This is a genomic window from Methylobacterium oryzisoli (genome assembly GCF_046557895.1).
GTDB lineage: Bacteria > Pseudomonadota > Alphaproteobacteria > Rhizobiales > Beijerinckiaceae > Methylobacterium > Methylobacterium oryzisoli.
In genome coordinates, this window is record NZ_JBKIBX010000041.1 from 29,560 (window position 1) to 41,418 (window position 11,859).

The 11,859-nt window shown below is 72.8% G+C and carries 10 protein-coding genes and 2 pseudogenes; 5 read left to right on the top strand and 7 right to left on the bottom strand.

What is annotated here, in order from left to right; genetic code table 11:
• Positions 1-37: 37 nt before the first annotated feature.
• Entirely contained in the window at positions 38-1,210 is a 1,173-nt protein-coding gene (locus ACKUB9_RS27360) for a CaiB/BaiF CoA transferase family protein (RefSeq protein ID WP_407529146.1), read from the top strand.
• 91 nt (positions 1,211-1,301) lie between these two features.
• Here the strand turns inward: ACKUB9_RS27360 and ACKUB9_RS27365 are convergent, their stop codons facing one another.
• Positions 1,302-1,487 carry a hypothetical protein gene (locus ACKUB9_RS27365; RefSeq protein ID WP_407529147.1) on the bottom strand — a complete coding sequence of 62 codons (186 nt, stop codon included), beginning with the start codon at positions 1,485-1,487 and terminating at the stop codon, positions 1,302-1,304.
• A gap of 322 nt (positions 1,488-1,809) precedes the next feature.
• On the opposite strand from ACKUB9_RS27365, the gene ACKUB9_RS27370 reads away from it, so the two are divergent.
• Positions 1,810-2,886 carry a tartrate dehydrogenase gene (locus ACKUB9_RS27370; RefSeq protein WP_407529148.1) on the top strand — a complete coding sequence of 359 codons (1,077 nt, stop codon included), beginning with the start codon at positions 1,810-1,812 and terminating at the stop codon, positions 2,884-2,886.
• Between the two features lie 49 nt (positions 2,887-2,935).
• Here the strand turns inward: ACKUB9_RS27370 and ACKUB9_RS27375 are convergent, their stop codons facing one another.
• Together ACKUB9_RS27375 and metG are read right to left on the bottom strand one after the other, a co-directional pair.
• On the bottom strand, positions 2,936-3,415 hold the full coding sequence (locus ACKUB9_RS27375; RefSeq protein ID WP_407529149.1) for a hypothetical protein: 480 nt from the start codon (positions 3,413-3,415) through the stop codon (positions 2,936-2,938).
• A 530-nt stretch (positions 3,416-3,945) separates the two neighbouring features.
• Positions 3,946-5,625: a methionine--tRNA ligase gene (gene metG, locus ACKUB9_RS27380; RefSeq protein ID WP_407529150.1), complete on the bottom strand. Its 1,680-nt coding sequence runs from the start codon at positions 5,623-5,625 to the stop codon at positions 3,946-3,948.
• A gap of 390 nt (positions 5,626-6,015) precedes the next feature.
• Between metG and ACKUB9_RS27385 the strand changes: the two genes are divergently transcribed.
• On the top strand, positions 6,016-6,540 hold the full coding sequence (locus ACKUB9_RS27385) for a DUF2867 domain-containing protein (RefSeq protein WP_407529152.1): 525 nt from the start codon (positions 6,016-6,018) through the stop codon (positions 6,538-6,540).
• A 250-nt stretch (positions 6,541-6,790) separates the two neighbouring features.
• On the opposite strand, the pseudogene ACKUB9_RS27390 reads toward ACKUB9_RS27385, so the two are convergent.
• Positions 6,791-8,020, bottom strand: a pseudogene (locus ACKUB9_RS27390) (Bug family tripartite tricarboxylate transporter substrate binding protein).
• Here ACKUB9_RS27390 and ACKUB9_RS27395 point away from each other — a divergent pair.
• A complete protein-coding gene (locus ACKUB9_RS27395; protein ID WP_407529153.1) occupies positions 7,932-8,483 on the top strand; it encodes a LysR family transcriptional regulator in 552 nt (183 codons plus the stop codon). The pseudogene ACKUB9_RS27390 and the gene ACKUB9_RS27395 overlap by 89 nt on opposite strands.
• On the opposite strand, the pseudogene ACKUB9_RS27400 reads toward ACKUB9_RS27395, so the two are convergent.
• The 3 genes and pseudogenes from ACKUB9_RS27400 to ACKUB9_RS27410 form a co-directional block, all read right to left on the bottom strand.
• Positions 8,365-9,174, bottom strand: a pseudogene (locus ACKUB9_RS27400) (ATP-grasp domain-containing protein); the annotation flags it as partial. The gene ACKUB9_RS27395 and the pseudogene ACKUB9_RS27400 sit on opposite strands and share 119 nt — an antisense overlap.
• Positions 9,175-9,243: 69 nt before the next feature.
• Complete coding sequence (locus ACKUB9_RS27405) at positions 9,244-10,743, bottom strand: MFS transporter (protein ID WP_407529154.1); 1,500 nt, start codon at positions 10,741-10,743, stop codon at positions 9,244-9,246.
• A gap of 97 nt (positions 10,744-10,840) precedes the next feature.
• Positions 10,841-11,410 carry a DNA-3-methyladenine glycosylase gene (locus ACKUB9_RS27410; RefSeq protein WP_407529155.1) on the bottom strand — a complete coding sequence of 190 codons (570 nt, stop codon included), beginning with the start codon at positions 11,408-11,410 and terminating at the stop codon, positions 10,841-10,843.
• A 150-nt stretch (positions 11,411-11,560) separates the two neighbouring features.
• Between ACKUB9_RS27410 and ACKUB9_RS27415 the strand changes: the two genes are divergently transcribed.
• A complete protein-coding gene (locus ACKUB9_RS27415) occupies positions 11,561-11,722 on the top strand; it encodes a hypothetical protein (protein ID WP_407529156.1) in 162 nt (53 codons plus the stop codon).
• Positions 11,723-11,859 lie beyond the last annotated feature (137 nt).

An 11,859-nucleotide genomic window follows, 5' to 3' on the forward strand; every position in this document is an offset into this window, starting at 1 on the left:
GCCCGTCCGGCGCCCCGCCCCCCGACCGGAGTGCCCCATGACGCATCCCCTCGCCCTCGCACGCTTCCGGGTGCTGGACCTGACCCGCGTGCGCGCCGGCCCGACCGCCGTGCGCCAGCTCGCCGATTGGGGGGCCGACGTCGTGAAGATCGAGGCGCGCGACGGCGGCCAGGTGGAGGGCGACCGCGACGGCTCCGACTTCCAGAACCTGCACCGCAACAAGCGCAGCCTGACGCTCGACCTGAAGCAGCCGGAGGGCGTCGCGGTGCTCAGGCGGCTCGCCGAGACCGCCGACGTGCTGGTCGAGAACTTCCGGCCCGACGTGAAGGACCGGCTCGGCATCGGCTACGAGGCGATGCGGGCGGTCAACCCGCGCCTCGTCTACGCCAGCATCTCCGGCTACGGCCAGGACGGCCCCTACCGCCTGCGGCCGGGCGTCGACCAGATCGCCCAGGGGATGGGCGGCCTGATGTCGATCACCGGCCCGGAGGGCGGCGGTCCGGTCCGGGCCGGGATCGCGGTCGCCGATTCGAGCGCCGGGCTCTACTGCGCGCTGGGCATCCTCACGGCACTCCTGGAGCGGGAGGTGTCGGGGGAGGGCCAGTGGGTCCACACCTCGCTGCTCCAGGCGCAGATCGCGCTCCTCGACTTCCAGGCCGCGCGCTGGACGATGGACGGCGAGGTGCCGCCCCAGGCCGGCAACCACCATCCGACCATCAGCCCGATGGGCACCTTCCCGGCGCGCGACGGCCACGTGAACATCGCCCCGCTCGGGCCCCCGATGTGGCGGCGGCTGTGCGAGGTGCTGGGCCACTCCGAATGGATCGAGGATCCGCGCTTCGCCGACGCGCCGGCGCGCCGCCGCAACCGCGCGGCCCTGGTGGAGGCGATCGGGGCCGTGACCCGGACCCGCCCCTCCGCCCATTGGGTGGAGGCCTGCAACGCCGCGGGCATCCCCTGCGGGCCGATCTACGCGCTCGATCAGGTCTTCGCCGACCGCCAAGTCGCGCATCTCGGGATGGCGGAGGCGGTCGCGCATCCGCGCCTCGGGCCGATCCGGCTGGTGAGCCAGCCGGTCCGGATGTCGCGCTCCTCCGGGGCGATCCGCAGCGCCGCGCCGGATCTCGGCGGACAGGCGAGCGAGATCCTGGCGGAGGCCGGCTACGACGCGCAGAGCATCGATGCCCTGAGGCGGGCGAAGGTCGTCTGAGGTGCAGCCCCGGCGCGGGTGGTCCTATCGGCCCCGGCCGGTTCGTCGCAGCGGGGAACCGCGCCGGACCGGGCCGGGATCACGGCCGCCGTCAGCGCGTCGCGCGGCCGTCCAAGGACGATCCGGCCCGGGCCGCCTGATCGCCGATCCGGGTCACCCGCTCGTCCGCGCGGACCGTCAGCACGCTGAAGAACACGAAGGCGAAGGCCGAGAGCAGGAGCCACGTCTCGTAGAGGCCGCGTCGGGGCAGGGCGCGGCGGGCCGCGATGCTCGGCATGGATCGCCTCCTCGTCGAGGGACGCGCGCGACGTGATCGCGGCAGGGATGGCAGCATCTCAGCCGGCGCAGGGCCGCAGGTCAATGGAATGGATTTCCGTTCTCACCCGTTCCGGGAGACGCAGAACCCTCGAACGGCCGCGCCGGGAGACATCCTTGTTCGTCGCGCCAGCCGGAGCGGTCGCGACGGCGAGCGGGAGGACTTTACGGGGACGGCCCCGCATGCTCTCGCTGGCCGCATCGCCCGCCCGGGGCCGCGCGCTGTGCCCGCGAGCGCCGTCGCGCGCGGACCTCTTGCCGTCGTTCCCAGGGAAGCCCCCGTCATGAAGACCTACACCATCGCCGCGATTCCCGCCGACGGCATCGGCATCGAGGTCATCGCCGCCGGCATCGAGGTGCTGAACGCGCTCGCCGAGCGATCCGGCAGCTTCACATTCCGGTTCGACCACTTCGACTGGGGTTCGGACTACTACAAGACGCACGGCGTGATGATGCCCGCGGACGGGCGCGAGCAGATCAGGAACCACGACGCGATCTTCTTCGGCGCGGTCGGCGCGCCGGACGTGCCCGACCACATCACCCTGTGGGGCCTGCGCCTCGCCATCTGCCAGCCCTTCGACCAGTACGCCAACGTGCGCCCGACCCGGATCCTGCCGGGCATCACCAGCCCGCTGCGCCACGTCTCGGGGCCGGAACTCGACTGGGTGATCGTGCGCGAGAATTCGGAGGGCGAGTACGCGGGCGTGGGCGGGCGCGTGCATCAGGGCCACCCGGAAGAAGTCGCCACCGACGTCTCGATGATGACGCGCAGCGGTGTCGACCGCATCATCCGCTACGCCTTCAGGCTGGCCCAGAGCCGCCCGCGCAAGCTCCTGACGGTCGTGACGAAATCGAACGCGCAGCGCCACGCCATGGTGATGTGGGACGAGATCGCCGCCGAGGTGGCGCGGGACTTTCCGGACGTGACCTGGGACAAGATGCTGGTCGACGCCATGACGATGCGCATGGTGATGAAGCCCGAGACCCTCGACACGATCGTGGCGACGAACCTGCACGCCGACATCCTGTCGGACCTCGCCGCCGCGCTCGCCGGCTCGCTCGGCATCGCGCCGACCGCCAACATCAACCCGGAGCGCCGGTTTCCGTCGATGTTCGAGCCGATCCACGGCTCGGCCTTCGACATCACCGGCAAGGGCATCGCCAACCCGATCGCCACCTTCTGGACCGCCTGCCAGATGCTGGAGCACCTCGGCGAGCCGGCGGCGGCTAACCGGCTGATGCGCGCGGTCGAGCGGGTGACGGCCGATCCGACCCTGCACACGCCCGACCTCGGCGGCACGGCGACCACGCGCCAGGTCACGGACGCGGTCATCGCGGCGATCCAGGGCGATAACGCGTGAGGTGAGGTCCGGCCGCCCGGCGGCCCGGCCCCGCTCGCGCGGGGTGCCGTCAGCGGCGGCCCCAGGAGAGGCGGGGCCGCCAGATGCCGAGCGCGACGTTGGCGGTCGCGACCGCGAGCAGCACCCACAGCGTGCCCTGCTCGGCCCGGAGCGAGCCGGCCAGCGTGGCCGGATCGACCTGCCCCGCCAGCGCGCCCGCGCTCCGCTCGGCCTCCCGCTGCATCGGCCCCTGGACGCCGACGAAGCCGTACTCGAACAGCAGGATGCCGGTGGCGAGCTTCACCCAGGCCCATCCGGCGCTGTGAAAGGCGCGGTTCAGCGCGATCGCCAGCAGGCCGGCCACCAGCGTCACCGCGAGCGACGGGAGAAAGATCCACGTCGCCACCGCCGCCATGGCCTCGCGCATCAGCGCGTACCCGGCCAGGGCGGAGGAGGGAGGCGCGACGCTCGCCATCACGACGAGGGATGCCATCGCCCCCATCAGGCCGATGGACCCCATCGTGTGGAGAAATTTCATCAGGCGTCGCACCGAGCCGGTCTCCGCGGCGGGACAGCGGCAGCCTACGGGAGGTGAGACGCGGCCGGGAGTCACATTCCCGTGCCGGGCCGGGGCCGCTCCGGGATCACCCTTCCGACGTCCCGATCAATGGAGTCCCGAGGGAGCGGGGAGGGGTGGATCGGTGAGGAGGCCGCCGCGCGGTGGCGCTGATCCCATCCAGGGCGCGGATGCGGGGTACGGCGAAGTCCGTCGGGTCCCCATGGCGGTTTCGCGGCTTCCCGGACCACCCGACCGAAGCGCGATGCTCCCGACCCCGCAGCCCGATCGTGAGGAGGCCTTCAACTGCGTCCGTCGCCGCTTCCGCGCCGCGATCCAGGCGGCGACGTCCGGGTCCGAACGGGCGCCGTTCTCCAGCCAGCGGCAGGGATCGGCGACCGACCCGGAAATGCGGCTCGACGCCGTCGACGCGCCGCGTCTCGGGACGGGGCATGAAGGTTTCCGTCCTCCTGGCAGGCCGCTCGGTGCGGCGGGGCCGTCCGAGGCGACCGCCCCGCATCCGTTCACGCGATGGCGAGGTGCCCGGCGCCGAGCTTGGCGACGGGCTCGAAGGAATGCGGCAGCCGCGAACCGGACCGCGGCCCGCCCAGGATCAGACCCGGCACGTCGTGGGGCCATGCCGGCGCGCCCGAACCGGGGGTTGCGCCGACCGCGCGAAGGACATTCGCCGCGAGGTCCGGAACGATGCTCCAGGCCACGGTCGCGCCCAGCTCGGCGAGGCCCAGGGCCACACGGGTCGCCGAGGCCGCCCGCGTCCGATCCGTCCTGAGGGCCGACCAGGGCGCGGCCTCCTGGACGTAGGCGTTCGCCCGCGCCCACAACCCCCGCGTCTCCGCCGCAGCCCTCCGGAACTCCCGCGCCGCGTGATGCGCGCGGATGGCGGCGACCCTTTGCTCCACGTCGGCCGCCAGCGCCCGCTCGGCCTCGCCCGGCTCGCCACCCTCCGGCACGCGCCCGTCGAAGGCCGTCCGCGCGAAGCGGGTCACCCGCTGCGCGAAGTTGCCGAACACGTCGGCCAGGTCCTTGTTCACCTCCGCCACGAACCGCGCCGCCTGGAAGTCCACGTCCGCGCGCTCGGGCGCGTTCGCGATCAGCCACCAGCGCCACAGATCGGCCGGCAGCGCGTCGAGCGCCGCGTCGAGAAAAACGCCCCGTCCTCGGCTCGTCGAGAACTTGCCGCCCTCGTGGGTCAGCCAGTGGAAGCCCTTGATCACGTCCACCGTGCGCCAGGGCTCGCCCGAGCCGATCAGCGTCGCCGGGAAGCCGACCGCGTGGAACGGCACGTTGTCCTTGCCCAGGAACTGCACGTAGGTCGTCTCGCGCGCCGCGTCGCCCCACCACCACGCCCGCCAGTCCCGGCCCGGCGCGGCGGCGGCCCAGTCCTGCGTCGCCGCGATGTAGGCGATGGGCGCGTCGAACCAGACGTAGAACACCTTGTCCTCGAAGCCCGGCCGCGGCACCGGCACGCCCCAGGCGAGGTCGCGGGTGATGCAGCGGTCCTTGAGGTCGGCGGTGAGCCAGCTTCGCGCGAGGGAGGCGACGAAGGGCGGCCAGCCCGCGCGCGTGCCGAGCCAGTCGCTCAGGCGATCCAAGAGCGCCGATTGGCGCAGGAAGAGGTGGCGGCTCTCGCGCAGCTCCAGCCGCGCGTCGCCCGACAGCGCCGAGCGCGGCGCGATCAGGTCGGCGGGATCGAGCAGGCTGCCGCAGCTCTCGCACTGGTCGCCCCGCGCGCCGTCGTCGCCGCAATGCGGGCAGGTTCCGAGCACGTAGCGGTCGGGCAGGTAGCGCCCGTCCGCGGGTGACCAGACCTGCGGCACGAGCCGTTCGTCGATCAGCCCGGCCGCGTCGAGGCGACGGTAGAAGTGCTGGGTCAGCGCGTGGTTGGCGGGCGAGGAGGAGCGGCCGAAATGGTCGAAGCTCAACCCGAAGCGGCGATAGACGTCGGCCTGCCGGGCGTGCTGGGCGTCGCAGAAGGTCCGGGGATCGAGCCCGGCCTGGGCGGCCGCGATCTCGGTCGGGGTGCCGTGCTCGTCGGTGGCGCAGACGAACAGCACCTCGCTGCCGATCTGGCGGTGGAAGCGGGCGTGCACGTCGGCGGGCAGGAGCGAGCCGACGAGGTTGCCGAGGTGCTTGATGCCGTTGACGTAGGGCAGCGCGCTGGTGATCAGGATGCGGCGTGTCATGGTGATGCGTCCCGTGCGGAGAGGGTGGACGCGCCGAACCCGCGAACGAAAAAGCCCTCCCGCGCGGCACGGAAGGGCTGGGGTTCGGCGCTCTCGCCTGTCGCGCGCTGGCGCGCGTCACCCTCTCCGGCCGGACCTCGTGCGGTCGGGCCGGGTCATTCGCGGGGTATGGGCGAGGACCGGACGCATTCTCGTGGACTACCGCGTCGGCGAATGGCGATCAAGGCAGAGGGGTGCGCGGCCCGCCCCGCCGGACCGACCGGGCTTCGCCACCGGCGCGGCCCGGCGGGCCGACGGCGGGCTGGGGACGGTGCGACCTCATGGCCGCGCTTGGCGTCCGCCGACGAGGTCCCAGTTTCCGAGCATCGCGGCTCAAGAAGGATGGCCCGCATGTCCCGGTCCCGAATGCACCTGCCGGACGTCCGGTCCGTCCCGCCACCGCCCGAGAGCGCCGTGGCGTCCTGGTATCCCGGCGCGGACCTCGCCGACGCCTTCGCCGCCGCGCTGCCCGGCCCGGGGCCGCACGACCTGTCCGGACGGGCTCGGGATGCGCTCGCGAACCTGCCCCCGTGGGTCTCGGCCGCCATGCGGCTGCGCGACGCCGCGGTGCGCCCCTTCGGGCTGCGGACGTCGGGCGAGATCCGAACCCGCCTGGAGCGCGGCGGACGGGATCGGATCGGCTTCTTCCCGGTCCTCTCGCGCTCGGACCGGGAGATCGTGCTGGGCGAGGACGACCGCCATCTCGACTTCCGCGTCTCGCTGCTCCTGCGCCTGCGCGCGGATGGCGGGGAGGATCTCGTCATAACCGCCGTCGTGCGCTGCCGAAATCGGCTCGGCCGCGTCTACCTCGCGGCGATCCTGCCCGGGCATAATCTCATCGTGCGCTCCATCCTGCGCCGGGCCGCCGCGCCGTAGACGGCCCTGCCAGCCGGCACCGGCGCCCTCAGGCCGCAAGGTGCCCGTCGCACGCGGCGAGCGAGGGCACCGGGGTGATCTCGTCGGTCGAGATCTCCGACCGGAGCGGAGCGCAGTCCCCGGCCGTCAGGTCCTCGCCCGCGAGCTGGCGCCGGATGAGCGTCGGCCCCGTCGGACAGGAAGAGGATCCGACCCGGCAGGTCGAGGATCGGAGCCGGGGCGCTCCCGGAGGGGCGGGCCTGCGGTCGCACTACTCGGCCCTGGCTCCGGAGAGGGAGACGAGCGCCTGGTGCTTCTCCAGCTCCCTGGCGAAGAAGGCAGCGGACTCGGCGGGATCCATCGCGAGCGCCGTCGTCGATTGCGCCGCGAGATCCGCCCTCATGCGGTCCGTCGCGAGCCCCGCCTTCGCCTCCCGGTAGAGCCGGTCGACGATCGGGCCGGGGAGGTTCCTGGGGCCGATCAGCGCGATCCAGGCATCGAAGGCGTAGTTCGGCAGGCCCGCCTCCGCCATGGACGGCACGTCGGGCAGCGCCGAGATGCGCTGCGGCGTCGAGACGGCGAGCGCCCGCAGGTTGCCCGCCGCGATCTGCGACTGCGCGGCCGAGACGGCGGCGAAGCCGAGCTTGATGTGGCCCGCCACGAGGTCGTTCAGGAGCGGGCCGGTGCCCCGGTAGGGGACGTGCTTGATGTCGACCCCGGCCTACCGCGCGAACAGCACGCCCGCCAGATGGATCGCGCTTCCGGTGCCGGCCGACCCGTAATCCAGCTCCCCCGGCCGGTTGCGGGCCATGGCGATCACGTCCGCGACGCTCCTGGCCGCCACGGATGGGTGCACCACGAGGACGATGGGCACGGTGGCCAGGACGGAGATCGGCGTGATGTCCCGCAGGCTGTCGAAGGGGACCGATTTGATGATCCCCGGATTGATGACGTGGTTCGAGGACACCATCGCGAGCGTGTGGCCGTCCGCGGCGGAGCGCACGAGTTCGCCCGTCCCGATGACGCCGCCGGCTCCCGGCCGGTTGTCGATGATGAAGGGCTTGCCCAGGCTCTGGGTCATCCGCTCGCCGAGCTGCCGGGCCAGGATGTCGACGCTCGAGGCCGGTGCCAGCGGCACGATCACCCGCACCGGACGGGACGGATAGGCGTCCGGCGCCGCCTGAAGGGTGGAGGCGGCCAGGGTCGCGGCCGCGCCCCCGAGGAAGCTCCTGCGATCGAGCGCGAGCCTTCGCATGCGTTCTCTCCCGATAACCTTCTGCGGCTGGGCCGGAGACCGCTCGAACGGCGGCATCCGGACCCTACCGCGTGGGGCAAACACCGGAAAAGTTTCGATTTGGAAACGCAGCGTTCTCCGTGAGGGAACACGCCGCCGGAGCGGACCGACCGAAACGATGACGGACCCAGACATCCAGACCCTGCGGCCGTTCCTGTCCATCTTCGATCTGCGCAACCTTCGTCGGGCTGCCGAACGCCACACCATCGCGCCGTCCGCGGTGACCCGGCGCCTGAGCGAGCTGGAGCGGCATGACGGGGTGACCCTGTTCGACCGCCGCCCGCGCGGGGTCGAGCCGACCCATGCCGGGGAGGAGCTGGCCCGCCACGTCCGGGACCTGCTGACGACGCTCGGGCGCATCCGGGCCGACAGCTGGACGATCGTCCGCAACGTCGCCGAGGGGCGGCGGATCTGGACCCGGCGGAGCGGCACGGCGGGCCAGAACGCCGTGCCGCCCATCAGCCCGATCCGTCGAAGCGCCCGGGCGGGCAGCGCACCGGGAGGCTCAGGCGCGTGGCGAGCGCCGCCAGGACCGGCCCCGCCGCGCCGTCCGGGAAGGCCGAGACCTGGCCGTCGCCCGTCTCCATCAGCCACCAGCGTCCGTCCCGCCCCGGGGCGAGGTCCGCCGTGGCGAAGGGGGAGGGCAGGCAGCGCGCGATCTCCGCCATGAGGGCGCCCGGCGGAGGTTTTCCGGATGCCCCCTCGCGCGGTCAGCAGCCCACGATCGCGCCGTCGAGGACGAACGTCCGCCACTCGCCCCGCGCGCGGTCGAGCTCGACGAGTCTGCGAAAGACCAGCCCGCCGACGAGGTCGCGTCCCTGCAGATCGCGGAAACGATCCGTCACCCGCCGCACCGCCGCGCGGTCGGAGGCGTCCGGGATCAGGCAGGCGGTATCCCAGTAGCCGGCGGCCTGCGACTTCACCCAGTCCTTCACCGTGACCGCCGCCGTCCCGAACGGAGCGAGCGTGGCCTCCAGCGCACCCGGCGCATCGAGGTCGGCCTCCTCCAGCCAAACCGTCTGCGGCATCCAGCGCCCGACATGGGCGTGCGCCTCGGGCAGGTGGTGGCACGCGGCGTAGGCGCCGGGAGGAGTGAGAAGATCGATGCCCCTGGCCGCGAGCGCCGCATGCAGCCGCGCGAAGGCGTCCGCGCGCATCATCCAGCCGCGATAGACGGCGGGTCCCGGCGCGGGGTGCGCCGCCCGCCCGAGGGCCGCCCGCATGTCCCCGGCGGCGAGGGCGTCGTGGTCGACAAGGAGCGGCTGGAGCCCCGCCCGACGGGCAGCATCCGCCTCGGCGGCGAAGGCCGCGTCCGGTACCCGCCGGTCGAGGGGGTCGCAGCAGAGGACGATGTGCGCCATGGCTTGGCTCCGAGGCTCACCGGGTGTCGACGCGGCAGGCCGCGCTGCCGCCGGCGCGCATCGCCGGCGTCACTCCACGGACGCGAGCGGCTTGGCGATCTCCTCCAGCGATTTGCCTTCCGCCGCGACGCCCCAGATGCCGCCCACCACCGCCGCCACGGCGAGCAGCGCCACGCCGAGCAGGTAGCCGTAGAAGACGTTGGTGCGCGAGCCCGTGTCGATCAGGGCGCCGAACAGCGACGGGCCCAGGACGCCGCCGATGCCGGTGCCGACGGCGTAGAACACCGCGATCGCCAGCGCGCGCACTTCGAGCGGGAAGGTCTCGCTGACCGTGAGATAGGCCGAACTCGCCGCCGCCGAGGCGAAGAAGAACACCACCATCCAGGCGGCGGTCTGGCCGACGGGGCCGAGCAGCGACTGCTGAAACAGGAGGCCGACGATGGCGAGCAGCAGGGCGGAGATGCCGTAGGTGAAGGCCAGCATCGGCCGCCGACCGATCGTGTCGAAGTACCGCCCCAGGATCACCGGGCCGAGGAAGTTTCCGGCCGCGAACGGCAGCAGGTACCAGCCGACATGGTCCGAGGGAACGCTGAAATCCTTGAGCAGGATGATGCCGTAGGTGAAGTACACGCCGTTGTAGAAGAAGGCCTGCGCCATCATCAGGCTCAGGCCCACCAGCGTCTGGGTGCGGTAGTCCCGCAGCATCGCCGTGAACACCGCGGAGAACGGCGTGTGCGAGCGCGTCCGGATCTTCAGGGTCGGCAGGTGCGCGGGCGGCGGCGGCACCGCGACGCCCGATTCCTGCAGCCGGCGCTCGATGCCGGCCACGACCGCCTCGGCCTCTTGGATGCGCCCGTGGGTGAGCAGCCAGCGCGGGCTCTCCGGGATCCACGAGCGCAGGAGCAGGATGACGAGGCCGATCCCGCCGCCGATGAAGAAGGCGACCCGCCAGCCCGTCTGCGGGTCGATGACGTCCTTGTTCAGGAGCACCACCGAGGCGAACGAGCCCGAGGCCGCCCCGAGCCAGAAGGTGCCGTTGATGGCGAGGTTCACCCAGCCGCGCGCCCGCGCCGGGATGAGCTCCTGAATGGTCGAGTTGACCGCCGTGTACTCGCCGCCGATGCCGGCGCCGGTGAGGAACCGGAAGAGGCAGAAACTCCAGATGTCCCACGACAATCCGGTCGCGGTGGTGGCCGCCAGGTAGGTAGCGAGCGTAATGAAGAAGAGCTTCTTGCGCCCGAGCCGGTCGGTGAGCCAGCCGAAGCCGACCGCGCCGATCACCGCGCCGGCGAGGTAGGCGCTGGTGGCCAGCCCGATGTCGGTGGCCGTGAAGCGCAGGGTCGGGCTCTCCATGAGCGCGCCGATGAGGGTGCCGGCCAGCGTCACCTCCAGGCCGTCGAGCACCCAGGTGATGCCGAGCGCCAGCACCACCAGGGTGTGGAACCGCCCCCAGGGCAACCGGTCGAGGCGGGCCGCGATGTCGGTCTCGACGATCGTGCCGATCGGAACCCGGTCCGGCATTCCCCGGGCGTGGCCCGCCTCGCTGGTGGCGGCGATCGTCTCTGCCATCGGTCGTCTCGCTCCGGATGCCCTCAAGGCAACCGAGTGCAACGATCGAAGCCGTCGCGGGTTCGCGCCGCAGCCGCGGGATCCCGGACGGCGCGCGTCACGACGGCTTCGTGCGCGGCAGCGGCCGGCTCGCGAAGCGCGAGCCCGCGAGCAGGAACCGCCAGGGCGTCTCGGCACCGCGCGTGATGCCGATGCGGGGACCGGACACGACCGCGACCGGCTCATCCCGCGCCAGGAGCCGGAAGGGCGCGCGGTCGAGAGGCCGGCCGTCATGCGCGCCCGTGATGGCCAGCGCCTGGCAGACGCGGCCCGGGCCGGCGCAGAGGAGGCGCGGCGCCGTCGTCCGCCGGCGCGCCGCCATGACGTCGAGCCCCGCGGTCGGGGCGAGCGCCCGCACCAGCACCGCGCTGCCGACCTCGCAGACGATGTTCATGCACCAGTGCAGGCCGTAGGAGCGGTAGACGTAGGCGTGTCCCGGCGGCCCGAACATGCTGGCATTGCGCCGGGTCGGCCCGGAAAAACTGTGCGAGGCCGGGTCGGACCGGTCGTAGGCCTCGGCCTCCACGATGAGGCCGCCGATGCCGTCGACCAGGAGCCGGCAGCCGATCAGGTCGGCGGCCGCCTCGGCGGCCGGACGGGCGAACCACGAGAGAGGGATCTGATTCATCGCAGCTCATGACAGGCCGGCCTGCCGGTCCCGTTACCCCGGGCGCGGCCGCAGCGCGAACCCTCGTCCGTTCGCCGATCTCTCTCCGAACCGCCCCGCGCCGCGGCCGTTGTCCCGCCGGATCGTTCTCGCACGCGATGGAGTGCCGACATGAATGCCAAGCTGTGGTCCGCCGCCGTCGTCGCCCTGGCCCTGACCGCGGGCGGCGTCGGCTCGGCCTCTGCTCAGGGTGCCAGCGGGTCGACCAGCGGGCATAGCGGGGGAAGCAACACCAGCAACCAGACCAAGCCCGGCAGCGGGTCGGGCCGCTGAGCGGTTGCGGGAGATGTCACGCGGGCAGGCTCCGCCCGGGTGAGATCCGTTCCTGATCGTCCCGGCGGCCCTGATCGGCGCGGGCCTCGTCGACCTGCTGTACGATGCGGCGCGCCTGCGGGGCTACCCGCAGGCGC